Consider the following 26,297-nt stretch of genomic DNA (forward strand, 5'->3'; position numbering starts at 1 on the left):
TTTCCTATCTGACGAAGCCAAGGAGGCACCATGAAGACCCTCAACGACTGGATCCTGCTCGATCGCCATAAGGCGGTCCCTACCCCGCTGATGCCAGCCCCCGAGCGCATTAAAGCGGGCAACCCGGCGCAAACGGTGTGGAACCACTACTCCGACCCAAGCCAGCAGTTTCACGTGGGCTTCTGGGCTTGCGAGCCGGGCCGCTGGGCCATCCACTACACCGAGCACGAGTATTGCCAGCTGCTGGAGGGGGATGTGGTGATCCATGACAGCCAGGGCGGCCAGCTGGCCCTCAAACCCGGCGATCAATTCGTGATTCCGGCCGGTTTTGTCGGCGAGTGGGAGACCCTTACCCCCTGTCGCAAGGTCTATGTCATCTTCGAACCCGCCTCGGCTTGACGTTCACGTCACCCTGCCCCGTTGCAGCAGCCCTTATCCTGTTGATCCGCTTGACGCTTACGGCATGATTTTCTGCGGTTTTCCCGCTTGCAAAAGGTTTTTCCGCTAGGCATTGTGTCTGACGAGGAATGTAAATGGAATTTCGAGCCCAAACGTGGGGGGCTCATATAAAAATCAAGAGGATTACCGCCAATGTGTTCAATTTTCGGCATTCTGGATATCAAGTCCGATGCAGTAGCCCTGCGCAAATCGGCGCTGGAGATGTCCAAGCGACTGCGTCACCGCGGGCCTGACTGGTCCGGCGTCTATAGCTCAGACAAAGCCATTCTGGTGCATGAGCGTCTGGCCATCGTCGACCCGGGCAATGGCGCCCAGCCGCTCTACAACCCCGAGCGCACCCATGTGCTGGCGGTCAACGGCGAGATCTACAACCACAAAGAGCTGGAGAAGAGCCTCAAGGTCGACTTCCAGTTCCAGACCAAATCCGACTGTGAAGTGCTGCTGGCCCTTTACAAGGAGAAGGGCCCGGCGTTTCTCGACGATCTCAACGGCATCTTTGCCTTCATTCTTTATGACGCCGAACAGGATGCCTACCTGATTGGTCGCGACCACATGGGGATCATTCCCCTCTATACCGGTCGCGATGAGCACGGCAACTTCTATGTCGCCTCCGAGATGAAGGCGCTGGTACCGGTCTGCAAGAGCATCGAAACCTTCCCACCGGGACACTACCTGTGGAGCAAGGATGGCGAGCTCAAACAGTGGTACAAGCGCGACTGGATGGAGTACGCCGCGGTCGAGCACAACGTCAGCGACAAGGCCGAGCTGAAAGCCGCGCTGGAAGCGGCGGTCAAACGCCAGCTGATGTGTGACGTGCCTTATGGCGTGCTGCTCTCCGGCGGACTGGACTCCTCCGTCATCTCCGCCATCACCAAGCTTTATGCGGCGCGCCGCATCGAGGACGATGGCAAGAGCGAAGCCTGGTGGCCGCAACTGCACTCCTTCGCCGTGGGGCTGGAAGGGTCGCCAGATCTCGCCGCCGCCCGCAAGGTGGCTGATCACCTCGGCACCATCCACCACCAGATCCACTTCACCGTGCAGGAGGGTCTGGATGCCCTGCGGGACGTCATCTATCACCTCGAGACCTATGACGTCACCACCATTCGCGCCTCCACGCCCATGTATCTGATGGCCCGCTACATCAAGGCGATGGGGATCAAGATGGTGCTCTCCGGCGAAGGCTCTGACGAGCTGTTCGGTGGCTACCTCTACTTCCACAAGGCGCCCAACGCTAAAGAGTTCCACGAAGAAAACGTGCGCAAGCTCGCCTCACTGCATCTCTATGACTGCCTGCGCGCCAACAAGTCGATGGCCGCCTGGGGGGTGGAGGGTCGCGTGCCCTTCCTCGACAAGGAGTTCATGGACGTGGCGATGCGCTTGCAACCTGCCGACAAGATGTGCGGCAAGGGCAAGATCGAGAAGCATATCCTGCGCGAAGCCTTCGAGGACCTGCTGCCCCACGAAGTGGCATGGCGTCAGAAGGAGCAGTTCTCCGATGGCGTGGGTTATTCATGGATCGACAGCCTGAAGGCGATGGTCGAGACCGAAGTGACGGATCAGATGTTCGAAGCGGCGGCATTCCGCTTCCCCATCAACACGCCGCTCACCAAGGAGGCCTACTTTTACCGCGCCATCTTCGACGAGCACTTCCCGCTGGAAGCCGCCGCCCGTACCGTGCCCTACGGCAAGTCGGTCGCCTGCTCCACCCCCACCGCGCTGGAGTGGGATGCCAAGTTCAAGGAGATGGCCGACCCGTCCGGCCGCGCCGTGATGGACGTGCACCAGCAGGGCTACTAAGCCTGCACGCCAAACCGAGCGGATAACGTCAGATAGCAAAAAGCCCTTCACCATGGTGAAGGGCTTTTTCATCTCCCCGTGGTCACGCACGCCAAATCACATCAGACCATCGCAGATAGTTGATTTTTCATAAATATTTAATTTTTTTACCGAGTGACCATGCATTGACAGGAAGCGCGTCGATTGACTATGCCTGAAGGGTGATCAACAGGATCACCACGATGACAACAAGGATCGGGAGGGGGCATGGACGCTAACACTCTATCAAGGATTGGCCTGCTGACAGCACTGCTCGTCAGTCCGGCTACGATGGCCAATGACAATATCGTGGTACTGCAGCTTGGCAGGGCCTTCAGCAATGAAAAGCTTGTAGTGATGTGATGGACGCCCCCTCCCTGCGCGGTCAGTTTCATACTTAGGCTGACAGCGTTCAACTTGGGGGATCACCACATGAACACGATCAAAGTAGTTGGAATCGATATTGCTAAGTCTGTTTTTCAGGTGTGTGTATGGATGGCTGATGGTTCTGTTGCCTGGAATCGTAAAATATCTCGCCAGAAACTGCTCCACACGTTGCGCCAGTTTCCACCGCAAACACTGATTGCTATGGAAGCTTGCTCAACATCTCATTTCTGGGGACGAGCACTGATATCGATGGGCTATGACGTAAAGCTCATTCCCACACAGCATGTCAAAGCCTTTGCAAGACACCAGAAGAATGATGCCAACGATGCATTAGCTATTTGTGAAACAGCTTGCCGACCAGGGATCCACTTCGTCTCAGTTAAAACTACAGAACAACAAGATATCAAGGCGTTACGTAGTGCTCGCCAGCTCATAGTTGAGCAGCGAACCGCTCTGGCTAACCAACTACGGGCATTACTTGCCGAGTACGGAGTCATTATTCCAGCCGGGTTACAACGCCTGCAACGACAACTGCCAGAAGTGCTTGAAGACGGAGACAATACGATAACCTTCACGCTTCGCCGACTACTGAGCCTGTTACGAGAAGATATGCAGATGCTCACTGAACGGATTGATGTCTTGGATAAGGAACTAGCTGAACTGTCCAGCCAGCAGGTTGCCTATCACCACTTATTGACCATTCCTGGTGTCGGGCCACTGATTGCCGCTGCGGTGGTCAGTGAGGTTGATGCCACCCAGTTTTCCAGCGGCCGTGAGCTTTCTGCTTGGTGTGGCTTAGTCCCTCGACAGCACAGTTCAGGTGGAAAACAACGGCTTTCATCCATGACCAAGAACGGTAATCGTAACTTGAGGACCTTGATCATCCATGGCGCTCGAGCGGTGATGCGTTGTGTGCAAAAACGGGATGACAGTTTAGGGAGATGGGTTAAGGCAATTGAATTGCGGCGTGGCTTCTTGAAAGCCACTGTCGCCCTGGCAAATAAGTTAACTCGGATCATCTGGCGTGTACTAACTGACTCGGTTGATTTCAGTATGAACAGAGCTTTTGCAGGAAGTTAATTTGATATTTGCTTAGAAAATCTACGTTACTGAGTTTGCAGGCACTGATGAAGAAACGGGTACCGTCCTTGTAACAGCCTGAATTAGACCTGGGTATGCATATACCGGTGTAGTGATAAGGAAGCAAGGCTCGGATGACATCATGGCGAGGGAGTTAATCCCATCATAACGCCGGATATATGGTCGCAAACCGTATCAGTTCAGTTCTTGCACAACCCGGGGGCGTCCATATATGGTCTAATCATCCCGGACACCATTTTAGGTGGTACAGTCGCCACCATGACCTGAGGTGTTCAATGACAAGATTACGTCGCTCATTTACTGCCGAATTCAAACTCGAAGCCGCATCCCTGGTGCTCGACCAGGGATATTCTGTCCCTGAAGCCAGCCGTTCACTGGATGTCGGTGAAACCGTACTTCGCCGCTGGGTTCAGCAACTGCAATCCGAACGAACTGGCACAACCCCAATCGGCAAAGCACTGACTCCGGAGCAGCAAAAAATTCAGGAGCTGGAAGCCCGTATCAACCGGCTCGAACGTGAAAAGGACATTCTAAAAAAGGCTACTGCTCTCTTGATGGCGGACGAGTTCACACGTACGCGCTGATAGACCGATTAAGGGAGCAAGCCCCCATCACCTTGGTCTGCTGCGCTTTCGATGTTCCAACATCCTGCTTTTACGACTATCTGGCCCGCAGACGGGCGATTAACCGTGAGCGGATACAGCAACGCAGTGAGTTGCGCCGGTTGTTCAAAGAGAGCAGGAGCTCTGCAGGCAGCCGCGCCTTGATGTCGATGATGCGGGAGTTGGGGTATCAGATTGGTCGATTCAAAGTACGTAACCTGATGAAGGAAGCCGGGCTGGTATCCAAACAGCCGGGCGCTCATCGTTATCAGGTCGCCCAGTCTGAGCGACCGGACATTTCCAATCTGCTGGCTCGCGAATTTGATGTCCAGCAACCCAATCAGGTGTGGTGTGGCGATATCACCTACGTCTGGGCAGGTGGACGCTGGCATTACCTGGCAGCGGTGCTTGACCTGCACACCCGGCGGGTCGTGGGCTGGGCGATGTCTGATAAACCTGATGCAGAATTGGCAATCAAAGCACTGGAGATGGCCTATCAGCAGCGTGGTTGCCCATCTGGTGTGCTGTTTCACTCTGACCAGGGCAGCCAATATGGCAGTAGGGCATTTCGGCAACGACTGTGGCGCTATCGCATGACCCAGAGCATGAGTCGGCGTGGCAACTGCTGGGATAATGCCCCGATGGAGCGATTGTTCAGAAGTCTTAAAACGGAGTGGGTTCCGGCTATGGGATACATGAGCGTGCGGGAGGCAAAGCGGGATATCAGTTATTACCTGATGGATTACTACAACTGGCGGCGTCCACATCAATACAATGACGGGATACCGCCAGCAAAAGCCGAGGTTCGGCCTAACCAAGTGTCCGGATTTAGTTGACCACTACACACCAACCCACTACTAGTTCTCTCCTCCCCCCAGCGGGCACTCCATTAGCTCACCCATACTCCATCCCCAAAACAGTTTGTAGCCCTTCTCTCGTTAGCAAATACGCCTTAACCAACCTTCTTGAATATCACCGCGCACAGGCCGGGATAATTATCTGCCCCCCCTGTTTGCCCTGACCTTCATCCTCTTGCGAAGAACCCCAACCATCTGGCCTCGTACCCATCGCCAGATAAAAAAACACCCGGCACATGGCCGGGTGTCGTGAGGGCGTGTAAAGCGCCCCGACTTTTATGAATGAAGAGGTCGGCGTACGCCAGCCCCTTTATCAGGCAAGGCGGAAGCGACCGATGGTCTGCTTCAGACCCACCGCCAGCTGGCTCAGCTCCAGACAGGCGCGGGCAGTATGATCCGCCCCCTGCGCCACCTCATTGGCGGATTCGTTGATCCGCTCAACATTGCGACCCAGCTCATCAGACACCGCATCCTGCTCACCACAGGCGCTGGCAATCTGGATCGCCATATCGGCAATCTGGGCGACAGCCTCTTCGATCTGCTGGATACCGGTGCCGGTCTGCTCGCTTTGGGTGACGCACTGACGGATCATGTCACAGCTCAGCCCGGTCACCTCTTTGGCCTGATTGGCGCGAGACTGCAGGGTTTCGATGATGGCGACGATCTCGCCGGTAGAGGCCTGGGTGCGACCCGCCAGGGTGCGCACCTCATCGGCGACCACCGCAAAGCCACGGCCCTGTTCACCAGCACGAGCAGCCTCGATGGCGGCATTGAGAGCCAGCAGATTGGTCTGATCGGCAATGCTGCGAATAACATCGACCACTACGTTGATCTGGGCGGATTCACGCTCCAGTTCGGCCACCAGCGTGCCAGCCTGCTCAATCTCTTCAGCCACCCGGGTGATCGCCACCAGCGAACGCTGCACATCCTGGTTGCCTTTGCGGGCCAAGGTATTAGCTGCACTGGCAGACTCAGAGGTGTGCTCTGTATTGCCCGCCACATCAGCAACGGTCGCCTTCATCTGGGTCATGGCCGTCGCCACCAGCGAAATCTCTTGCTGCTGGCTCTGAATACCCTTGGCAGACTGTTCGGAAACCGCACTCACTTCGTCAATCGCTGCACCCAACTGGGTAACCGCAGCCACCACCTCTTCAATCAGACCGCGCAGGTTGTCCTGCATCTTGAGAGAGGCTTTGGCCAGCATGCCCAGCTCGTCGCGGCCGATGTGCTGACGCTCCAGCTGATGAGTCAGATCGCCGGCGGCAATGGCGTTGGCCTGAGCCACTACCGCTTGCAGCGGCAGGCAGATCTGGCGGGTCAGGAACCAGGTCATGACCACCATGAAAATCAACAGAGCACCGATGCTCACCATGGCGAAGGTGGTTACCATGCTGACGCTGCCAAGCAAGCTGCTGCGGTTTTCCTTCACAAAACCGAGGTTCACATCGATCAGAGCATTAACTGCCCGCTCCAGAGAGCCAAAAGCCGCATTCGAGGCAAATAACTGTGCCTTGGCCTGCTCTTGTTGTCCTTGTACCAGCAGTTGATCAAACTCGTTCACTGCACCTTGGTAATTGAGCCACTGTTGTTTAGCATGATTAAACACCTGACGCTCATGATCAGCACCGACGGTCGCCTCATAGGCGTGAAATGCGTTGTCTACTTTCTGGATATTCTGCTGGATCCGGCTGCGGCGAGCTTGCAGATCAGCGGCATCGTTCACCATCAGCAAGGCGAACTGGGCACGACGGACATAGGAGACGTCATAGAGCAAGGTTTCGACCGACAGGACACTCGGCAGCGTAGAGTCGGTAAAGTTCAGCACCCGATCACGCACACCGCGCAATTCGCTGGAGAGAAAAACACCGAAGAGAACGTTGACTGCGGCAATGACCGCAAAAACCACGGCAATCTTTTTGCCGATGGAGAGATTCTTGTAAAACATAGTGGCGGGTGCTCCTCTACTGCTGACAGGCGAATGGAGTGTGGCGATCACGTCCCTATGAGCAAATCCCCGGACCTTCCTGACGGGAAAGAATGCAGAACACCGAGAAGATAGAGTTCCGCAAAGGCGCGCACTCTAGCACAAAGCGACTACACCCTCACTTTTCTTTAAAAATTAAAAGCAACTTAACAAAACCAACAATCGGAGCCGGATCACAAAAAACTTCATATTCACCTGACGCCATTTTCTCGATAGTGGCAATCGCCTTGTAGGCATGGACAAGGGGCGGCCAAGTGGATGTAATGCCATTATCCGCTTTGCTCACCTTGAGGCCATGCCATGGACCATCTCTCTGCTCTTCCCCCGTTATCCTAGTCACAGCAACTGCGCAGCCAGATGCAAAGTCGCCCGCTCACTGCTCTCGGCCTCTTTATCGCGCTGGCTGCCGTCTTGTTGCTGCTGTTGCAGAGTCTCATCATGCTCGCTACCGGTGAGGTGACCAGCGGCGTGCGCTACGGCCTGATCGGTGGTGCCGCCGGATTTGCCGCCACCGCCATCGGCGCCCTGCCAGCCCTGTTTCTGCGCTCGGTACCGCAAAAGGTAGAAGACACCATGCTGGGCTTTGCCGCTGGCATGATGCTGGCCGCAAGTGCCTTCTCCCTGCTGCTGCCGGGGCTGGAGGCCGCCGAGGGGATCACTGGCAACGGCTTCAGTGCCGCCGCCGTGGTGGTGGTCGGCATGACCCTCGGGGTACTGTTGATGCTGGGGCTGGATCAGTTCACCCCGCACGAGCATGACAAAACCGGCCCCTGCGGCCCCGGTCACGAGAGCTACTCCCGGGTCTGGCTGTTCGTCTTTGCCATCGCCCTGCACAACCTGCCGGAGGGGATGGCCATCGGGGTCAGCTTCTCGCAGGGGGACATGTCGGTGGGGCTGCCGCTTACCACTGCCATCGCACTGCAAGATATTCCGGAAGGATTGGCGGTGGCGCTGGCCATGTGCGCCGCCGGTTTTCGCCCCTCGGTGGCGGTGCTGGTCGCCATCGCCAGCGGCCTGCTCGAACCGATTGGCGCCCTGCTCGGGGTGGGGCTCTCCAGCGGCCTTGCCATCGCCTACCCCATCGGACTTGGGCTCGCCGCCGGCGCCATGCTGTTTGTGGTCTCGCACGAGGTAATTCCGGAGACTCACCGCAACGGTCACCAGACCTATGCCACCCTCGGCCTGATGGCAGGCTTTGCCCTGATGATGACCCTCGATACCGCGCTCGGCTAAAGGCCCTCGCCGCGCCTCATCAATGCTTTTTGTCACCCGCGGCGCTCCCATATGGAGCGCCGCGTTTCATCTCTCCTTTCGCTTGCGCCTCTCGGCGCCGACGCCATCTTTTGTTATGATCTACAGCAACTTAAATTCAGCCACACGGCTATCAAGACGAGGTCAGCAATGAAAGTAGGTATTATCGGCGCCATGGAGCAAGAAGTAGCCCTGCTGCGCAGCCAGATGAGCAACCCCACCACCCTGCAACTGGGCGGCTGTGAGTTCTATCAAGGGATGCTGGCGGGCAAAGAGGTGATCCTGACCCGCTCCGGCATCGGTAAGGTCGCTGCCAGCGTGGCCACCAGCCTGCTGCTGGAAAAATTCGCCCCTGACTGCGTCATCAATACCGGCTCTGCGGGCGGCTTTGCCCAGGATCTGCACATCGGTGATGTGGTGATCGCCAGCGAGATGCGTTTCCACGATGTCGATGTGACCGCCTTTGGTTACGAGATGGGCCAGATGGCGCAGCAACCTGCCGCCTTCCCCTGCGACGAGAAGCTCATCGCGGTCGCTCAGGATTGCATCGCCGAGCAGGGCAAGCACCAGACCAAGGTTGGCCTTATCTGCACCGGCGATCAGTTCATGTGCAAACCGGACGCCATCGCCAAGGCTCGCGCCGACTTCCCGCAGATGCTGGCGGTCGAGATGGAAGGTGCCGCCATCGGTCAGGTGTGCCACATGTTCAAAGTGCCCTATCTGGTGGTGCGTGCCATGTCCGATATCGCAGGCAAGGAACAGGTTGAATCCTTCGATGCCTTCATCGAAGTGGCCGGCAAGCACTCCGCCGAAGTGATCATCAAGATGCTCGGCAAGCTGTGATCGAGACCGGCTCGCTTGATTTGATGGCCGACGCCCTCCTCTCGACGACGGCGGCCATTCTGGTGGGGGCTGCCCTGCTGGAGGCGGTGATCCCGTGGCCATCCCATCTGCGTCTTTCGGCCGTCACGCCCCTGCTGACCCGGCTGGGGCACAAGGTACACAGACCCGATGGTTCACCCGGCCAGCAAATGCAGGCCGGCCTGCTGGCAATGCTGGTAGTCTGGCTCCCTTGCGCTGCCGGGCTCTGGTCGCTGCGCAATCTGGCCCTGAGCGAGCCGCTCTTCGACCTGCTGTTCCTGCTGCTGATGCTCGAATCCCGTCCGCTGCGCGAACTCGCCCATGCCACCCGCTCGCTCGCCACGCAGGAGACGCTGCCGCTGGCGAGATTGCAGTCCGCCCCCTGGCTTAAGCGGGAGACCGGTAAACTCTCGACCATGGGGCTCGCCAAAGCGGTGACGGAGAGCTGCGCCCTGCGCCTGATCGGCCAATGGGCTGGCCCGCTGCTGGGGTATGCCCTCGCGGGGGTACAAGGCGCCCTGCTCTGGCGGCTGGTGCAGCTGATGAATCAGAGCTGGAGTCGCAAAGATCCCGCCTTCGACCACTTTGGTCGCGCCGCCAGCGCGCTCTATCAGGGGCTCAATGCCTCCGTCATTTTGCTGCTGGGGCTGCCACTGCTGGCAAGCCGTCTCAAACAGGCCGCACAGCTGGTGCGAAGTGGGGCGCTCTGGCCCTATCCCGCCATCGGGATGCTGTTGACGCTACTTGCTGACAAGTGCCGGATCCGCCTTGGCGGCCCCCGCTACTATCAGGGAACCTTGCAACGCTGGTCGATACTTGGCAGCGGTGATGACCCCGACGGTGAGTCACCGCGCAAGGTGCTCAATATTCTGCAAGGAATTGGCTGGGGCTGGTTGATGCTCGCGCTGCTTGTCACTGTGGCGGGGTTATTTCATGGTTAGATGGTTGCGATTGCCTGTCTGGCTGACCTGCGTGCTGCTTGCCTGGTTGCCCGGTGCCCTGCTGGCCGCCACGCCGACCCGGGTGGTGAGCGTTGTTCCTCACCTGACCGAATTGCTCTACGAAATTGGCGCCGGTGACAAGCTGGTGGCAATTGACGATGCCTCAGACTATCCCCCCGAGGTAAAAACCAAGCCCAAGGTAGCGAATTATCGCAGCATCAACGTCGAGGCAGTGCTGGCGCAAAAGCCGGATCTCATTCTCGGCTGGCGCTCGGCTCAATCACGGATGCTGGCCCCGTTGGAGCAGCTGGGTATCCCGATTTTCTACTCTGAGCCTACCGATTTTTCCTCGTTGGCCGTAGAAATGCGGGCGCTGGGCAAATTGCTGGGGATGGAAAAGAGCGCCAACGAAGCCGCCGATCGCTATCTGGCACGCCTGCATTTCCTGCAACAGCGCTATGGCAGGCCAACCGGCGTCAAGGTGTTCTACCAGCTCTGGTACCCGCCGCTCACCAGCGTCAGTGGCAATGCCTGGCCGGCTCAGGCCATCGAACTCTGCGGCGGGATCAACATCATGGCGAATGCCAAGACCCCTTACCCTCAAGTGGGCATGGAACAGGTGATCAGGGCCAACCCCGCGCTGCTCCTGGCCGGGAGTCAAGATCCTGACGCCCTGCGTCATTGGCAGCATTGGCCAAACCTTGATGCGGTGAAACATCACCGACTGATGCTGGTCAACTCCGATGAGCTGCACCGATTCACCCCAAGGGCCCTCAATGCGGTGGAAGATATATGCAGGGCAATCAGAAAGTAACAAAAGCCAAAGAGACCAAGACCTGAGTGATGCCCTTGGCTTTAAAACCGTTTTTATGAATTGATCACACTCTTTACAGAAAAAGCTGGTACTTTATTTGCTAGCATATGATTCATCTACTGTTTTTGAGACGAGATGCCCACAATGTTCAACGATAAAACGCTACTCATAACTGGTGGCACTGGCTCGTTTGGCCAGCGATTGGTCAAGACAGTACTGGAACGTTATAAACCCAAACGCCTCATCATCTATTCTCGCGACGAGCTGAAGCAGTTCGAGATGCAGCAAGAGTTCAACGACCCCTGCATGCGTTATTTCATTGGGGATGTCAGAGACGCCAACCGCCTTACCATGGCAATGCGCGGTGTGGATTACGTGGTTCATGCAGCAGCACTGAAACAGGTTCCTGCCGCTGAATACAACCCCATGGAGTGCATCAAAACCAATATCCATGGTGCTGAGAATGTCATCCAGGCAGCCTTGCTCAATCAAGTCAAAAAGGTTATCGCCCTCTCAACTGACAAAGCCGCCAACCCGATCAATCTCTATGGCGCCACCAAGCTGGCATCAGACAAACTCTTCGTGGCTGCCAACAATATTGCGGGTCAAGACCCCACCCGTTTTGCAGTCGTTCGGTACGGCAACGTTGTTGGTTCCCGCGGTTCTGTTGTTCCCTTCTTCCAAAAGCTGATTGATCAGGGTATTGATGCCTTGCCCATCACCCATGAAGAGATGACTCGTTTCTGGATCACCTTGCAACAAGGGGTGGATTTCGTTCTGGATAATTTTGGGCGGATGAAGGGGGGGGAAATATTCGTTCCCAAATTGCCATCTGTTCGCATCACAGATTTGGCCAGTGCCATGGCACCAAACCTGCCACACAAGATCATCGGCATTCGCCCGGGAGAGAAGCTCCATGAAGTAATGTGCCCTGCCGATGACTCTTATCACACCTTTGAATTTGATGACTTCTTCGTGATCGGCCCAACAATCAACTTCAATAATCGCAACAACGACTTCTCCAAGACAGCTGCGGGCGAAAAAGGAAAGATGGTCGAGCAGGGATTTGAATACAACTCTCGAAGCAACCCTGACTTTTTCTCCATTGAACAGCTACAGAAGATGAACCAAAGCAAGGTAGCAGAATGATCCCCTACGGCCGTCAATCTATCAGCCAGGCAGATATCGATGCTGTCGTGGAAGTTCTCAAGTCCGACTTCCTGACCCAAGGGCCGGTCGTTCCCCGCTTCGAGCAAGCGGTAGCCGACTACTGTGGAGCTAAATTTGGGGTTGCGGTCAATTCAGGTACTGCAGCATTGCACATTGCCTGTCTGGCGCTGGGCGTCGGCCACGGGGATTGGGTCTGGACATCGCCCATCAGCTTCGTTGCATCCGCCAACTGTGCTCTCTATTGCGGTGCACAAGTCGACTTCGTCGACATTGAGCCCGATACAGGGAACATGTGCGCAGTGGAGCTGGAGAGGAAACTGATTGCCGCCAAGGCGGAAGGGAAACTACCCAAGGTAGTAATACCGGTGCACTTTGCCGGCCTCCCCTGCGATATGCAGGAGATCCATCGGTTGGGGCAAGAGTATGGCTTTCGCATCATCGAAGATGCCTGTCACGCCTTGGGGGCTCGCTATCACGATGAACCAACCGGTAATGGCCGCTACAGCGACATCACCGTCTTCAGCTTCCACCCGGTGAAGATCATCACCACCGGTGAAGGGGGGATGGCCATGACCAACGACCCTGCGCTTGCCAAGACGATGCGCATGCTACGCAGCCATGGCATCACCCGTGAACCGGAAGACTTTATCAATGAGCCGGACGGCCCTTGGTACTATGAGCAGCAGATGCTCGGCTTCAACTACCGGATGACCGATATCCAAGCTGCGCTAGGGTTGAGCCAGATGGCCAATCTGGAAACTTGGATCCTTAAGCGCGGAGAACTGGTCCGATACTACTTTGAAAAGCTGGCACCTGAGCAGCTCCCTCGCTACTTCAGCTCAGAGCGCCGTAGCGCCTTTCACCTGTATGTACAGCATGTAGCCCCAGAGCAACGCAAAGCCCGATTCCAGCAACTTCGTGAACAAGGTATAGGTGTCAATGTGCACTATATACCGATCTACAAGCAGCCTTGGTATCAACACAAGCAGCAAACATCCCTGCCTCAGGCCGAACAGTTTTACTCCGGAGCGATCACCTTACCACTGTTTCCAAGCTTAAGCTCTGCCCAGCAGGGCCTCATTCACGCCTATTTGTTGTCAACAATCTGATATCGAGCCGCGGAGCGCCTTATGCACATTCTGATCTACGGAACCTCGACCCAAGCGCTGCATTTCTTACCGGCCTTGGCATTGAACTATACGCTGCTTGGCTTTGTCGATAGTGACCCAGCCAAACAGGGCTCGCTCTGGATGAACAAGCCGGTTTATCATCCCAGTCAGCTCGCGGGACTCCAATTCGACAAAATCCTGATCGCCAGCAGTTTTGTCAGCGACATAAACCTGACGCTGGCCAGTTATGGAATAGAGCCGGGCATCCCAGTCGTGGAGTGTGACGAGGTACTGAAGACCAGCCGCGAATATGAGAATGCCCTACAAGCAGTGCGCTCCAAACACGAGGATATGCTGCCGAAGCTCCCCTTGCTACAACAGCATGTCGAGGGCGCAACCCTATTGACCGATCGATTGGCACTGCTCAAGAAGTTACCCACCCAGGGCGTCGTAGCCGAACTGGGCGTGGCAGCTGGTGATTTTAGCCGCCAGATCGTGGATATCTGTTCTCCGGCGCAGCTACATCTGGTGGATATATGGAGTTCGGATCGATACAGCGAAGAGCTGTACCTGAGTGTGAACGACTATTTTCAGCAACAACAACAGCGCGGAGAGGTAACCATTCACCGTAAACCCTCGCTGGAGGCGCTGGATAGTTTCCCGGATCAGATCTTCGATTGGGTATATATCGATACGACACACAGTTATGAATTAACCCGAGATGAACTCCGAGCCTGTTCCAGAAAAGTAAAATCAACCGGTATTATTGCTGGTCATGACTACATTCAAGGCAACTGGCGCTCTCAATATCGTTATGGCGTTATTGAAGCGGTGCATGAATTCTGCGTTGAATATAACTACAGAGTGCTTTATCTAACGATGGATATTTCTGAGTGTTTGAGTTTTGCTTTAGTGAAAAACAGCTGATTAAGAACCTGAATGAAATTAATGGCGCAACCTTCTGATACGGGCAGCATCATTCTGAACATGCATCATGCGCTAACCAGATATTTATATAAGCTGATATAACCAATACAGGCGAAAATAGAATGTGTGGAATCTACTGCAAACTCTATAAATCACAAGAGATACAAGACGATGTCCGCTACGAAAAAAAAACAGCCTTATTAAGTCATCGCGGCCCAGATTGTCAACAAGTTGTTTACCTAAACAATGTTGTTATGGGACACACCCGTCTAGCAATCCTTGATACCCGAACCTTTGCGGATCAACCATATAAAAATCAAAAAGCCATGCTGGTTTTCAATGGTGAAATTTATAATTATCGAGCTCTGGCTAACAAATATCTTTCGGATATCGAACTCAAGACAACCTCTGACACAGAGGTATTATTTGAACTACTAAACCGGATTGGTAGTCAGGCAATTTCCAAACTGGATGGTATGTTTGCTTTCGCCTACATGAATTTTGAAAAAGAGGAGCTTATCGCTGCTCGTGATATTAGCGGAATAAAGCCTCTCTATTATATAGAAACCGATGAGTCTATCGAAATTGCATCAGAAATCAAAAGTCTTGATGCTGTAGTATCTCGAGAAAAATTAAGAGATCAAATTCGGATCGGCGCATTTCAGGATACAAATCTACCATATCAAAATGTCACTATTCTCGAAGGAGGGACTCTACTGACCTATTCCCCCCGGCAGGGAAAAATACAATTAAAATGCTTTGGCAATCCTTTATTTTTTATCGATAACAATGTATTTCAACATCGCAAACAACAACCTCTTTCTAGCTTGGTAGATGAACTGGAAACACTCGTAATCAATAACGTGAAATCACATCTGGTCAGTGACGCTCCACTGGCAACACTCTGTAGTGGCGGAGTGGATTCAAGTCTAATCTCTGCCATTGCTGCTCAACATACCCAGCTCGACCTGTATCATGCTGGAGTAGAAGGCGGTGGCGGAGAAGAAGAGTATGCGGAGATTGTATCCGCACATCTGGGTAAAAATATCATTTACGAAAAGATGACTGCCGAGAAATATTGGTCAGCATTTCCTTATCTGACTTATATCTCAGATTTGCCTATATATCATCCAAATGATATTAGCCTGCATTGCATTGCCAGCAAAGCGCATGCTGATGGAATCAAGGTCATGTTATCCGGTGAAGGTGCCGATGAGTTGTTTGGTGGCTATTCTTGGCACCAACGGCAGATGAAACAGTATCGCTTGGCCAGAATATTTGCCAGCAAGAAGTCACTATTGACTCGTCTCTCTGGCGATTACGCCAGAACAATGCGTGATGGTTTTGAACAATTCACTTTGAAAGACATCACGGATTACATGCCACTGGGTCTGGGCTATTTTGATATGTCTAATGACCTGATAATGCGATCTTTCCTGTTCGAGAGCCAAGATTTCTCCAATTGGAAGCGCCTAGCGATTATTCATGAAAAATATAATACACTGATAACCTCTGAGTTCGAAAAACATATGCTGAGCGCGATCCATTTTAACTATTATGGTCATCTAGGTAGCATATTACATAGAACTGATAGAATATTGATGGCTAACTCAATTGAAGGCCGGGTACCATTTCTAACCAAAGACATCATTGACTTTTCGATGAATATACCTCTCAATCTAAAAATTCATCGACGCTTCCGAAAAGACGGAAAATATTTGTTAAAAAAACTGGCTGAACGTTATCTACCACAGAGCGTCATTTACCGCCCCAAAGCAGGTTTCCCGGTCCCTATGCATGAATATATTCAGCCAATTGAACGAATATTTGAGAATGGTTATGCTATGGAATTTACCGGGATGTCTCTTCGGATGCTAAAAGACTTTTATGAGGCCAATCCATTATTGAAATTCCGCTTATTGGCACTAGAAGTATATGGTCGGATTTTTGTCCGGCATGAAGATTATCGACATATTCATATTGAATAAATAAAAAGGCCTTGATAGGTCAACAAACTATCATGGCCTTCTGCCTTCTAATCACAGAGAGTAAGAAATTAAAATAACAAAGGTGCTCATTCTTTATCGTCCCCCCTCCCTCAACAAAACTTCATATACCTGACCTGCTTTACACACGTAGTAGCCACATCGGAGAATTGGTTATGTTTCACCAACTGCACGACCACATCGGCCTGGTCGAGCGCCTGCTCCAACGTCACCAACTGGACATTCTTCAGGCCAGATAACTCGAGCGGCAATGCGGAAATATGCGGTTCAACCACCAGAATTTCATTCTGGGTACAACGAGCCAGAATACGCGTGATGTTCAAGGCCGGACTTTCACGCAAATCATCGATGTTCGGCTTGAAGGACAAGCCCAGACAGGCAATCCGGCGGCTGGACTGTTCAGGTAACGCCTTCTCGATTTGCTCAACAACATAGAGAGGTTTGTAATCATTCACCAGTCTGGCCTGCTGGATCAGTTTCGCCAGATCCGGATTCTGATTGACGAGAAACCAAGGATCTACCGCGATACAATGGCCGCCAACACCGCAGCCGGGTTGCAAAATATTCACCCGCGGATGGCGATTTGCCAAAGAGATCAACTCCCACACATCGATCCCCTGCCGGTCGCAAATCAGCGATAGTTCATTGGCAAAGGCAATATTGACATCACGAAAGGAGTTTTCCGCCAGCTTGCTCATCTCAGCAGTGCGCGCTGATGTGGCGATGCACTCTCCATTTTTCACAAAAAGACGATAAAACGCCATGGCTGCTTCAGTACTGGCGGCATCCAAGCCACCGATGATTCGATCATTATCAACCAATTCACGAACCACATGACCAGGCAAAACCCTCTCAGGACAATAAGCCACCAACACATCAGGGCATGTTCCCGGCTTGACCGTATGCGGAAACGTCAAGTCGGGACGCGACTCAGCCAACCAGGAGGCTATCAGCTCGGTCGTTCCAACCGGTGAGGTGGACTCCAGGATCACCAGATTGCCCGGTTCAAGACAGAGCGCCAGACTCTGCGCCGCCTCCCGAATAAAGCGCAGATCCGGCTCGCGATTCTTACCTTTAAACGGCGTCGGTACCGCCACCAGAAAGACATCGGCAGGCTGCGGGGTGGAGTGAGCACTCAAGTAGCCAGCTTCCACCGCAGTGCGTACCAGATCCTCGAGCCCGGGTTCAATAATATGAATTTTGCCATGGTTGATCGTATCCACCGCATGGGCATTCACATCGAAACCGAGTACCCGAATTCCGTTGCTGGCAATGATCGCCGCCGTGGGCAGGCCGATATAGCCCAGTCCGATGATGGATACGCTGTTAAATTTCATACTGCTACGGCTCCAGATACTTCGGTGCGGCCATGACCGCTGTGTTGTTTTAAGAGAGTGAAAACACCTAGCGAATCTCATGCCATCAAGCGCAACCCAGTACGGCCGCGACAATCCGCTCGCTGGTTTTGCCATCGCCATAGGGATTCATGGCCAGACTCATGGCCTGATAGGCAGGTTCGTTATCCAGCAGCAGGCAGGTTTTGGCCACAATTGCGTGCTCGTCAGTGCCCACCAGATAGACGGTTCCGGCCGAGACCGCTGTTGGCCGCTCGGTGGTATCGCGCATGCACAGGACCGGCTTTCCTAAGGTAGGAGCCTCCTCCTGAATACCACCCGAGTCGGTCAAAATCAGATAGCTGCGCTTCATCAGATAGACAAAGGCAAGATAATCCTGCGGTTCAATCAGGAAGATATTGGCCACCCCCCCCAGATTGCGCTGTACCACATCCAGCACATTTGGATTGAGATGGACCGGATACACAATCTGCACATCATCTCTGGTTGCCAGCTGCCGCAAGGCGCGACAAATCCGCTCGAAACCTTCCCCGTGATTTTCCCGACGGTGGCCTGTCACCAGCAACATCCGCTTGCGGCCATCGAGGAACGCAAACCGCTGACTCAGGCTAAGCTGCAATGCCGTGTCCTTTTCTATCTTATCGGAGATCTCCAGCAGGGCATCGATTACGGAATTACCGGTGACGAAGATGTTTTGTGCTGGAATATTCTCACGCAGCAGATTCTGACGGCTGCTCTCGATGGGCGTGTAGTGCTGGTCCGCAATGCCGCCAGTCAAGCGGCGCATCCCCTCTTCCGGCCAGGGAGAATAGAGATTGCCAGTCCGCAACCCAGCTTCGACATGCCCGACCGGGATACGATGATAATAAGCGCACAGAGTGGTAGCAAAGGACGTCACCGTATCCCCGTGAACCAACACTCGAGTGGGTTGAAAAGCGGCAAAAACCGGCTTGAGGCCAACGAGAATGGCCGCAGTAACATCATTGAGATCCTGACCCGGGGTCATGATATCCAGATCGAATTCGGGTCGAATATCAAACAGGGCGAGCACCTGATCCAGCATCTGGCGATGCTGCCCGGTAACACAGACGGCAACCTCAACACCGGAATGACTGCGGAACGCCTTGATAACAGGAGCCATCTTGATGGCCTCCGGGCGAGTTCCGAACACGATCAGCACGCGCTGAGTTGAAGACATCGTTTTACTCCAAACAAGCTGCCAAAAGCCGCTAGCGTATAAGAACCTGCAAATGAATGGCGCGATTAGGCTCCGCTTTTAATGCCATGAGAACAAATTAATCGCCGCCAACAGCCGACATGGACCGAAAATGATTTCGGTGCCGCGAAACCGGCCACTAGCCGGCTTGATTGAGACAGCTGATAATTTGCGCACAGACAAAATCGACTTCATCATTCGACAAATCGAAATACATCGGCAAACGGACGATCGAATCGGTGAAATGATCCGCATTGGGCAGTGAACGACCATCATGCAGTCCCTGAAAATAGGGGCTGCGATGCAAAGATTGGTAATGAAAAACGGCTTTAATCCCGGCTAATTCCAGATATTGAATTAACTGACTACGCTGTTGAAGGCTGGCACAGTCCAGGTAAAACATGTGCGCATTGTTGGTGGCATAGTCAGGGATTGATGGCAATTTAATCCCATAAACGCCGACCATGGGTGTCAATGCCTGTAGATAGCGATGCCATATTTCAAGCCGACGTCTTTGGATTGCGTCCAACTGCTCCAACTGCGCATACAGATAGGCGGCAATGATATCGGAGGGTAAAAAAGAGGAGCCAATATCGACCCAACCGTATTTATCAACCTCGCCACGGAAGAACGAGCTACGGTTAGTTCCCTTCTCGCGAATTATCTCAGCACGCTGTATATACTGCTTATCATTGATAACCAGTAGACCACCTTCACCGGAAATAATGTTTTTGGTCTCGTGGAATGAAAATGTAGATAGACAACCGATGCTGCCCAATGGGCGTGATTTATAAAACGAGTCGATCGCTTGGGCTGCATCCTCAACGACTGGGATCTTATATCGCTCAGCCAGTGACATGATCGCATCCATATCACAGGCCACACCGGCATAGTGAACAACCACGATCGCGCGTGTTCTGGGAGTAATCAGCGCTTCAATTTGCTTCGGGTCAATGTTCGGATGTTCGGGATAAGAATCCGCAAAGACAATTTTGGCTCCACGCAGGACAAACGCATTGACCGTGGAAACAAATGTATAACTTGGTGCAATCACCTCATCACCAGGTTGAATATTGAGCAAAATCGCCGCCATTTCCAAGGCATCGGTACAGGAAGTGGTCAGCAGTACTTTGCCAAAGTTATAACGCGACTCCAAATAATTGTGACATTTACGAGTGAACACACCATCACCCGATATCTTTCCGCTGGCAACTGATTCAGCAATATAGACCAACTCACGGCCATGCAAATAGGGTTTGTTAAATGGCGTCATATTCATTTGAATCTTGTTCTGAGTTTTGTAATCACCATTAAATCACCATCATTTGTCTCTAAACAATCTAATCGCAGAAGGCCTTTACCACAAACAACAACTGGCATATTACCATCAAAATAAATTATCTTCCCAGGTGTTCGGTTTTCAATGATGAGATCTTTAACTAAAGTAGCACTTTTCACTCTAATTAACTCACCATTAACACTTGTAGATGCACCAAGATAGGGATATCCAACGCTGTTTACTAGCAACTGTATTTGTTCAGCATCCATACTCCAATTAATGGCGTAATCATCACTGTCTCTCCATAAACTATACGTAGCCAACGCTTCGTCCTGAGGTGTACCTTTTAATTCATTCCTAATGAACAAGTCGTATATTGTTTTTGCGACAACATAATAAGAGTCACCAACTTTACGAATGGCATCTTCAATTAAAATCGGATACTCGACAGGTATTTTTAATTGATAAATTATATCACCGCAATCATATTTATCAGCCGCACTTAATGCTGTCACCCCTATAAAACGATCTTTATTCAATAAAGCCGTAACCAAAGGGTTAAATCCTCTATATCTAGGCAACAATGAGTCATGAAACACTATTAGCGCTGATGATGGCATATCATAAATCATCCGTTGCCATCCTGCGGCTATAGCAAGCCCAAAATCATTATCACCATCAGACATATCATACGAATATTGAATTTCTTCCTTTTTACAAAATAATTCAATCTCTCCAGAAAAATCATTTTTAACATGAACATCTTTGCCTATAACAACAAAAACATCATCAGTTTTTTCCTTTACTCCTTGTATTGCCCTCAATCCTTTTAACCCTGCAGCCAGAATTTTCACTTTATTTGATGAGGCTAAATACATATGAAAAAACCTTTTATAAAATCCAGTTCATCAGACTAAAAACGACTTTCACAGACACAGAAAGCACATGGCCAATAACATAACGTTTAATTATCTCAAGCGCGCCATCCAATTAATCATCATCGATTGCTCCCTCTAAATAAAGCTGCATATCATAATTCACCCCAATCGACTATAGATGACACTTGGCAAGCTAGCCATTAAAAATCGCACGCCAATCATTAACCAACTGATTAACAGTAAAATAATCATGTATGATTTTAGCATTCTGTGATTGATAGCCAATGCTTAGTAAAGCCGCATTAATCTGCTCAACTGAAAAAACATCAACCCCCATATTAAGAAAAAACTGTCTTGATGTAGTCTCTGCATGCATAGCTACCGGGATACCTCGTCCAAGTAGAGAAATAATATTTCCCATACCATGCTGACGCCAAGAAGGCATAATCGCAAAATCAATTCCATTCAAAAAATGTTCATACTTTTCTCTTGAGAAGAAATCCAGCATTGGATTAAACCGTTCCCCGAGGATCGCATCACCAATAGCGATCACCTCTGTCACATAGTCAGAATTTTTAGGGTAAGCCAAAGGAGAAAAAACAGTCACATTTTTAATATCTGCAAAGTATTTAATCCAGTACGCATGATTATTTTCTACAACGCCGGAGTGCCCAAGCATGACATTCAGTGACTGAGCGTCGCCGTCACAATCGCTATGAGGGTCATACCTCGGCCCGCAATAAACATTACTTGGGTAAAAGAAACAAGAATAAGTATTGCCACGAGCCATATATCTCTTCCTGACAATTTCAATATCTCCAGGAACATATGATATTAACCCAGATACATTATTTATTACTTTCCTATGGTTAAGTGAATATTGGTCATAATAATAAAAGTCCCCCCCCCACATTACCCAGAAAGACTTGTCAAGCCAGCTTTTACTTTGCACGAGAAGATCATTCACCTTTTGCCGCCATAGACCGTGCAGTATTATTTTTTCCGCCGCATCAAAATAGGAGGCAAGCGTTACAAAATCTTCATCACGATACAAAAACTCGACTGGGTGATGAGGTTGCAAACCATATTGATACTTAGGACTGGTGATAAAAACAAACCGATGCAGTCTGATATCAAAATGCTCAATCATGAAATCAATGAATGGTGGCATAAACTTTTCCATTATCATGACGTGCAAAATCATAACTTACCTCACAACATTTTGATGACCAGATACATGTCTTCGCACCGACGGAATGATTTTAACCATTTACAAAACCTAAAGCAGCTCCTCACGAAGAACTCGGGCAAATGATATTTATCCACAACTAACTTCACATTTTTATTATGATGACATCTTCTGACATCGATCACTTCCAACCCTGGATATTTCTCACTAATATAGGATGTGATTTTTTTACTTGTTATCCAATTAAGTGTCTTTAATCCTGTTGTTGGCCTATTGATAACCTTCAGAAAGAATTTTGCCATCAGCTGGTTCAACCTTGGCAAAAGCGGTAACAAATAATGAGGTTCAAAAAGGCCACAATAGTCGGGTGCTTGAATTATAACTTTCCCACCGGGCTTGGCCACCCGTATCAATTCATCAATACAAGCGGCAACATCCTGAACATGCTCAAGTGTCTGATATGTAGTCACTAAATCGAACGTATTGTCCTCGAAGTCCAGTTTTTCACCAAGACCATATTTAATTCTATCGTTAAACTCAGAATAATTTGGCTCTTCTTCAATTCGCATCTTGATATATTCAAGTTTCCAGCTTTCTGGTTCAACACCGCAAACATTATACCCCCGATTCAAACCACGAAAGACAAATGAACCGACTCAGGCGGCCATGTCAAGAATACAACCATGAACATCCCCAAAATGTTCTAGTTCACGCCAACGTCCATTGAGATCATTTTCAAAATCAGACCAGGAATCAATGACATCATCCAAGTATTTTTCGTTCCTAAGGCCAAAATTGATTAACGACTCTTCGTAAATATGCTCTCTGAGGAATTGCTTGCTCTTACTTGACATGATTTAGTAGCTCTTATGGAAACTGGAAGAAGTTTTGCAAGAATAATTCAATTGTTACGGCTCGAAGTATTTTATTGCTTCGATTCAGATTTTTCTTCAAATGTGGCACAAGATACATCTCATGCCAATCTTCATCAATGAAATTCCGATATAAAGCAGTTGGTGAATTTAGTATCCTATCGATCTTGACAGCGATATCAGGCTCTCTTATCCAGCTAATATAATCGGTATAGTTTTCGGTGGCAGACAAAGGCATGGCAACCTCTGGATTATTATCTATTGTTCTACCTGTTTTTTGCCACGGAATAGTCTTATAAAACTCAGGAAATTGATTAAGCAACATCGTTGAATATAGTTTATTTTCAAGTCGATACTCGTCATTAATGCTGAATACAAACTCGATCAGCTCATTATCTAAAAATGGCTTTTTATGTTCCAGCCAGGGCGATGAAGCCAAAGTTCCCATATTGGTAAACCTTCTGACCCGATTCATCAAGAGATTTGGCTCAACATGCGGAATATCATAGAACGATGATTCAATATCGGCTAAATGAACATATTGTCCATAATATTTTTCCGCAATACCTTTATTGATTCGTTTATTAGTGGTATCAGCACGCAAAAAACTTGGACCCAAAATGGCATCACCAGAATAACCATTTATAACAAAACGCCCCTGCTTGGTAATATCATCAACAAATTCACAGCCATGCATATGTTGCATATCCAGCAGTCCATCGGTTACCCAGATGGTCGGTATCCGTCTTTCAAACCAATTGTCTGGTGTCAATTCATGAATTTCATGGGGCCAACCAACCAGATCGGTCACTTTCTGCGCCAAAACGATATCGGCACAATCATGAGTTCCAAAAGTAAAGCAAGGCCCCTTATATCCCGGATACAGGCGATGCGTCGCCGCCAGCAACATTCTTGAATCCAACCCACCACTGATGGGGAATACTAACGACTCTGCCATATCAATTCGACGATGAACGGCACGCATCACGATTTCACCCAATGCATCGGTCGCATCTCTGAATGACAAATTACATTGCTTAATATCTGCCCACGACCAATAACGCTGACTGTGCAATCGATCGGTATCGATATCATAGGTTAGCAGCGTTGCGGGTGGTAACAGGCTCACACCAGTAAAATAGGTAATATCGCCGACCAGATAGCCCAGATCCATAAAACAAGAGAGAGCCTGTTTATCCAGTTGCCTATCGAAGAACTCCAGCGGCATAAACCCCTTGATCTCACTTGCCCAAGCAAAATGGCTATTCTTGTGATAGTAAAAAAGCCCACGCATACCATATCGGTCAGTCAACAAGGTGACTTTTTTTTGCTGCCGATCATATATTACCACGCAGAATATTCCATCCAGCGCCGCCAGCATCTCTGCCAGCAGTTTTTGCTGATAACCCCATAGCAGAGCCTGATTCAGATCCTGGAAAACACGTCGATATCGATGAGCCACCTCCGCCAGATTATAAACACACCCTTCGACCCAAATATGAATAGTGCCCGTCGCATCTTGATGCGTCATTTTTTCATAGAAGGAATAGCATCGAACCCCAGCTAAGTTTTCATCTTGATGTTCATGTTCAATAGCAACTGGATAAAGATCCTCTTGCATACGAATGATCTGACTTATCGCATCCGAATGTGCGGGGTATTTTTTTATATAACCGAACAGTCCTGGCATAAGCGGCTCATTTTAATAATTGATGTCGAGAGGAGTTTACACTCTTCATTTCGTACTTAACTATGATAGTTTTCTGATCTTGACGGCGATTGACTATGACTATTTTTAATTATTGACTATGACCATTTTTAATTAATGCCACTTCTACTGGGTTTTTATCATCGGTTAGTCACATTGCTTTACCAAGCTCATAGAGTCGCTTTTCTGAATAACGTAGGGCGCAGAGAAATTCCTTTCAACGCTGCAGATTAAACTGATTTAACAATATAACCCACCTGTTTTTTCATTATTTCTTCCCAGCCAAAATTTCTCCTTGCAAAGTCAATTAAAACACCAGCCGATTTATCTAAATAAAAAATCTTGCATTTATTGAAAATATCAACCAGATCAATAGGAAGATCATCATTACTCACCCGATACACCCCTGGCAACGAATAAAAATCCACACTATCTTGATAACTCAGAATAAATGGAAGCCCCATCGCCATAAACTCTCTTACTTTTAGCGTCTCTATTTTAACATTTTCAGCGTGATGTCTATGCAAGCCTAAAGATGCGACGCCACAATGAGCCATCTGATACATTTTAAGTAGATCATCTCCATCCAGAGAACCACAGAAATGAACCATATCCTCAACAGATAATTCTTTTGCTAACTTGGCCAGTTTATCTTTTTCTGGCCCCTCACCGATAATATAATAATTACATCGTATATTTGGCAATTTACGCTTAAAATCATCAAGTGATTTTATGATTCTGTCATAACCATGCCAAAAGGTTAAGGATGCAACACCAACAATTTTAAAATCTTCAATAATATTTTTATGATTTAATTCTGAGTCAGTATCGAACAGCTGCACACCATTCCCTGTTTTTATTATTTTTTTCCCAAGAAAAACATCACCATCCACACAGGCAGGACAGAAAACACCAGCAACATAAGGTGATATCAACTTTTGATTATGCGTATCGATTTTTATCCTTTCTTCCGTCAGTTCGCCATCGTACGGGAATGTTGGTATTTCAAAATACACGGCAAATTTCTCTGCTGCGACTTTTACAAGTTGCGCCAATGAATCATCAGCAAGAACATGGTACCTTATGCACATATAATTTGTTTTAATCGTGTTTTGTTGTATGAGATAAGCCACCTTACTAAAAAACGATTCACCACCTACTGGAGTATTGGATGATAATATTTCTTGCGACACTTCTTGCCCATTAAAAAATTCTAGCAAAATGATGTTTGCCCCATCAAGACACACGAGAGAGGTCGTCACATTATTATTTGACATGTGAACGCATTGGGCATACACCTTTTTCCTTACACCTATTAAGCTTTTTGTCTTCAAATTGATGTAGGCAACCATACATATGTTCAACATTTATAACACCTTGGTCTTTTATATTAAGCTACGCGTATATTCGATATTCAGTACCAGCTCTAGATTTTATTCCAGCAATGGTATCTAATATATTCGCAAAAATTACACTTCGATGTGGTTTTGTGAAAGTGTGGGAAGGACTCAATAAA

General features: G+C 50.0%; 23 protein-coding genes. 12 read left to right on the forward strand and 11 right to left on the reverse strand.

Translation table 11 applies throughout. From position 1 onward, the window contains the following. Positions 1–30 precede the first annotated feature (30 nt). The 4 genes from ACTG2U_RS04765 (at position 31) to ACTG2U_RS04780 (ending at position 5,200) form a co-directional block, all read left to right on the forward strand. Positions 31–399, forward strand: a complete 369-nt coding sequence (locus tag ACTG2U_RS04765; RefSeq protein WP_236268270.1) for a cupin domain-containing protein — start codon at positions 31–33, stop codon at positions 397–399. 192 nt (positions 400–591) lie between these two features. Then, entirely contained in the window at positions 592–2,256 is a 1,665-nt protein-coding gene (gene asnB, locus ACTG2U_RS04770) for an asparagine synthase B (RefSeq protein ID WP_439974130.1), read from the forward strand. Positions 2,257–2,706: 450 nt separating this feature from the next. Further along, positions 2,707–3,741: an IS110 family transposase gene (locus ACTG2U_RS04775; RefSeq protein WP_201035198.1), complete on the forward strand. Its 1,035-nt coding sequence runs from the start codon at positions 2,707–2,709 to the stop codon at positions 3,739–3,741. Positions 3,742–4,037: 296 nt separating this feature from the next. Then, positions 4,038–5,200, forward strand: a protein-coding gene (locus ACTG2U_RS04780) for an IS3 family transposase (RefSeq protein ID WP_429070639.1) whose coding sequence is annotated in 2 segments (ribosomal slippage) — positions 4,038–4,293 and positions 4,293–5,200 — 1,164 coding nt in all. Because the reading frame shifts where the segments join, the coding sequence is not laid out codon by codon here. Positions 5,201–5,534: 334 nt separating this feature from the next. Here the strand turns inward: ACTG2U_RS04780 and ACTG2U_RS04785 are convergent. Further along, positions 5,535–7,166 (reverse strand): methyl-accepting chemotaxis protein, encoded by a 1,632-nt coding sequence (locus ACTG2U_RS04785; RefSeq protein WP_335812440.1) that lies wholly within the window; start codon positions 7,164–7,166, stop codon positions 5,535–5,537. A gap of 157 nt (positions 7,167–7,323) precedes the next feature. Beyond that, a complete protein-coding gene (locus ACTG2U_RS04790; protein ID WP_279505202.1) occupies positions 7,324–7,491 on the reverse strand; it encodes a hypothetical protein in 168 nt (55 codons plus the stop codon). A gap of 71 nt (positions 7,492–7,562) precedes the next feature. On the opposite strand from ACTG2U_RS04790, the gene ACTG2U_RS04795 reads away from it, so the two are divergent. The 8 genes from ACTG2U_RS04795 (at position 7,563) to asnB (ACTG2U_RS04830) (ending at position 16,266) form a co-directional block, all read left to right on the forward strand. Then, entirely contained in the window at positions 7,563–8,438 is an 876-nt protein-coding gene (locus ACTG2U_RS04795) for a ZIP family metal transporter (protein WP_335812439.1), read from the forward strand. A gap of 168 nt (positions 8,439–8,606) precedes the next feature. Further along, the gene (gene mtnN, locus ACTG2U_RS04800) at positions 8,607–9,299 is read left to right on the forward strand and encodes a 5'-methylthioadenosine/S-adenosylhomocysteine nucleosidase (RefSeq protein WP_040067225.1); all 693 of its coding nucleotides are present in this window, start codon (positions 8,607–8,609) and stop codon (positions 9,297–9,299) included. After that, positions 9,296–10,258: a cobalamin biosynthesis protein CobD/CbiB gene (locus tag ACTG2U_RS04805; RefSeq protein WP_439974131.1), complete on the forward strand. Its 963-nt coding sequence runs from the start codon at positions 9,296–9,298 to the stop codon at positions 10,256–10,258. Before mtnN ends, ACTG2U_RS04805 begins: the two co-directional genes overlap by 4 nt. After that, positions 10,251–11,072 (forward strand): cobalamin-binding protein, encoded by an 822-nt coding sequence (locus tag ACTG2U_RS04810; protein WP_439974132.1) that lies wholly within the window; start codon positions 10,251–10,253, stop codon positions 11,070–11,072. Before ACTG2U_RS04805 ends, ACTG2U_RS04810 begins: the two co-directional genes overlap by 8 nt. Before the next feature lie 144 nt (positions 11,073–11,216). Further along, positions 11,217–12,221 (forward strand): UDP-N-acetylglucosamine 4,6-dehydratase (inverting), encoded by a 1,005-nt coding sequence (pseB, locus tag ACTG2U_RS04815; RefSeq protein WP_167572082.1) that lies wholly within the window; start codon positions 11,217–11,219, stop codon positions 12,219–12,221. Further along, positions 12,218–13,351: a UDP-4-amino-4,6-dideoxy-N-acetyl-beta-L-altrosamine transaminase gene (pseC, locus tag ACTG2U_RS04820; RefSeq protein WP_439974133.1), complete on the forward strand. Its 1,134-nt coding sequence runs from the start codon at positions 12,218–12,220 to the stop codon at positions 13,349–13,351. Before pseB ends, pseC begins: the two co-directional genes overlap by 4 nt. A gap of 21 nt (positions 13,352–13,372) precedes the next feature. Further along, the gene (locus ACTG2U_RS04825) at positions 13,373–14,278 is read left to right on the forward strand and encodes a class I SAM-dependent methyltransferase (RefSeq protein ID WP_335812436.1); all 906 of its coding nucleotides are present in this window, start codon (positions 13,373–13,375) and stop codon (positions 14,276–14,278) included. 122 nt (positions 14,279–14,400) lie between these two features. Beyond that, positions 14,401–16,266 carry an asparagine synthase (glutamine-hydrolyzing) gene (gene asnB, locus ACTG2U_RS04830; protein WP_335812435.1) on the forward strand — a complete coding sequence of 622 codons (1,866 nt, stop codon included), beginning with the start codon at positions 14,401–14,403 and terminating at the stop codon, positions 16,264–16,266. A gap of 110 nt (positions 16,267–16,376) precedes the next feature. On the opposite strand, the gene wecC is transcribed toward asnB (ACTG2U_RS04830), so the two are convergent. The 9 genes from wecC to ACTG2U_RS04875 all read right to left on the reverse strand — a co-directional run bounded on the left by wecC (position 16,377) and on the right by ACTG2U_RS04875 (position 26,133). After that, positions 16,377–17,621 (reverse strand): UDP-N-acetyl-D-mannosamine dehydrogenase, encoded by a 1,245-nt coding sequence (wecC, locus tag ACTG2U_RS04835; protein WP_335812434.1) that lies wholly within the window; start codon positions 17,619–17,621, stop codon positions 16,377–16,379. 85 nt (positions 17,622–17,706) lie between these two features. Further along, complete coding sequence (gene wecB / locus ACTG2U_RS04840) at positions 17,707–18,837, reverse strand: non-hydrolyzing UDP-N-acetylglucosamine 2-epimerase (RefSeq protein ID WP_255912070.1); 1,131 nt, start codon at positions 18,835–18,837, stop codon at positions 17,707–17,709. A 157-nt stretch (positions 18,838–18,994) separates the two neighbouring features. Next, entirely contained in the window at positions 18,995–20,134 is a 1,140-nt protein-coding gene (gene rffA, locus ACTG2U_RS04845) for a dTDP-4-amino-4,6-dideoxygalactose transaminase (protein ID WP_335830957.1), read from the reverse strand. Beyond that, positions 20,131–21,012, reverse strand: coding sequence for a methionyl-tRNA formyltransferase (locus ACTG2U_RS04850; protein ID WP_335865952.1), 882 nt, complete (start codon positions 21,010–21,012; stop codon positions 20,131–20,133). Before ACTG2U_RS04850 ends, rffA begins: the two co-directional genes overlap by 4 nt. Before the next feature lie 193 nt (positions 21,013–21,205). Further along, entirely contained in the window at positions 21,206–22,183 is a 978-nt protein-coding gene (locus ACTG2U_RS04855) for a TDP-N-acetylfucosamine:lipid II N-acetylfucosaminyltransferase (protein ID WP_439974134.1), read from the reverse strand. Between the two features lie 41 nt (positions 22,184–22,224). Beyond that, entirely contained in the window at positions 22,225–22,833 is a 609-nt protein-coding gene (locus tag ACTG2U_RS04860; RefSeq protein WP_429013728.1) for a class I SAM-dependent methyltransferase, read from the reverse strand. Positions 22,834–22,857: 24 nt separating this feature from the next. Beyond that, positions 22,858–23,055, reverse strand: a complete 198-nt coding sequence (locus ACTG2U_RS04865) for a hypothetical protein (RefSeq protein WP_335812429.1) — start codon at positions 23,053–23,055, stop codon at positions 22,858–22,860. A gap of 13 nt (positions 23,056–23,068) precedes the next feature. Continuing rightward, the gene (locus ACTG2U_RS04870) at positions 23,069–24,763 is read right to left on the reverse strand and encodes an asparagine synthase-related protein (protein WP_335865949.1); all 1,695 of its coding nucleotides are present in this window, start codon (positions 24,761–24,763) and stop codon (positions 23,069–23,071) included. A 248-nt stretch (positions 24,764–25,011) separates the two neighbouring features. Beyond that, positions 25,012–26,133, reverse strand: a complete 1,122-nt coding sequence (locus ACTG2U_RS04875; RefSeq protein WP_255912080.1) for a glycosyltransferase — start codon at positions 26,131–26,133, stop codon at positions 25,012–25,014. Positions 26,134–26,297 lie beyond the last annotated feature (164 nt).

It is taken from the genome of Aeromonas sp. 95A (assembly GCF_051919235.1).
Lineage (GTDB): Bacteria > Pseudomonadota > Gammaproteobacteria > Enterobacterales > Aeromonadaceae > Aeromonas > Aeromonas veronii.

What these genes read in the sequence shown, in the direction of transcription:
- ACTG2U_RS04765 (WP_236268270.1), top strand. Translation starts at nt 31, where the DNA reads ATGAAGACCCTCAACGACTGGATCCTGCTCGATCGCCATAAGGCGGTC.
- asnB (WP_439974130.1), top strand. Translation starts at nt 592, where the DNA reads ATGTGTTCAATTTTCGGCATTCTGGATATCAAGTCCGATGCAGTAGCC.
- ACTG2U_RS04775 (WP_201035198.1), top strand. Translation starts at nt 2,707, where the DNA reads ATGAACACGATCAAAGTAGTTGGAATCGATATTGCTAAGTCTGTTTTT.
- ACTG2U_RS04785 (WP_335812440.1), bottom strand. Translation starts at nt 7,166, where the DNA reads ATGTTTTACAAGAATCTCTCCATCGGCAAAAAGATTGCCGTGGTTTTT.
- ACTG2U_RS04795 (WP_335812439.1), top strand. Translation starts at nt 7,563, where the DNA reads ATGCAAAGTCGCCCGCTCACTGCTCTCGGCCTCTTTATCGCGCTGGCT.
- mtnN (WP_040067225.1), top strand. Translation starts at nt 8,607, where the DNA reads ATGAAAGTAGGTATTATCGGCGCCATGGAGCAAGAAGTAGCCCTGCTG.
- ACTG2U_RS04810 (WP_439974132.1), top strand. Translation starts at nt 10,251, where the DNA reads ATGGTTAGATGGTTGCGATTGCCTGTCTGGCTGACCTGCGTGCTGCTT.
- pseB (WP_167572082.1), top strand. Translation starts at nt 11,217, where the DNA reads ATGTTCAACGATAAAACGCTACTCATAACTGGTGGCACTGGCTCGTTT.
- pseC (WP_439974133.1), top strand. Translation starts at nt 12,218, where the DNA reads ATGATCCCCTACGGCCGTCAATCTATCAGCCAGGCAGATATCGATGCT.
- ACTG2U_RS04825 (WP_335812436.1), top strand. Translation starts at nt 13,373, where the DNA reads ATGCACATTCTGATCTACGGAACCTCGACCCAAGCGCTGCATTTCTTA.
- asnB (WP_335812435.1), top strand. Translation starts at nt 14,401, where the DNA reads ATGTGTGGAATCTACTGCAAACTCTATAAATCACAAGAGATACAAGAC.
- wecC (WP_335812434.1), bottom strand. Translation starts at nt 17,621, where the DNA reads ATGAAATTTAACAGCGTATCCATCATCGGACTGGGCTATATCGGCCTG.
- wecB (WP_255912070.1), bottom strand. Translation starts at nt 18,837, where the DNA reads ATGTCTTCAACTCAGCGCGTGCTGATCGTGTTCGGAACTCGCCCGGAG.
- rffA (WP_335830957.1), bottom strand. Translation starts at nt 20,134, where the DNA reads ATGAATATGACGCCATTTAACAAACCCTATTTGCATGGCCGTGAGTTG.
- ACTG2U_RS04850 (WP_335865952.1), bottom strand. Translation starts at nt 21,012, where the DNA reads ATGTATTTAGCCTCATCAAATAAAGTGAAAATTCTGGCTGCAGGGTTA.
- ACTG2U_RS04855 (WP_439974134.1), bottom strand. Translation starts at nt 22,183, where the DNA reads ATGCCACCATTCATTGATTTCATGATTGAGCATTTTGATATCAGACTG.
- ACTG2U_RS04865 (WP_335812429.1), bottom strand. Translation starts at nt 23,055, where the DNA reads ATGTCAAGTAAGAGCAAGCAATTCCTCAGAGAGCATATTTACGAAGAG.
- ACTG2U_RS04870 (WP_335865949.1), bottom strand. Translation starts at nt 24,763, where the DNA reads ATGCCAGGACTGTTCGGTTATATAAAAAAATACCCCGCACATTCGGAT.
- ACTG2U_RS04875 (WP_255912080.1), bottom strand. Translation starts at nt 26,133, where the DNA reads ATGGTTGCCTACATCAATTTGAAGACAAAAAGCTTAATAGGTGTAAGG.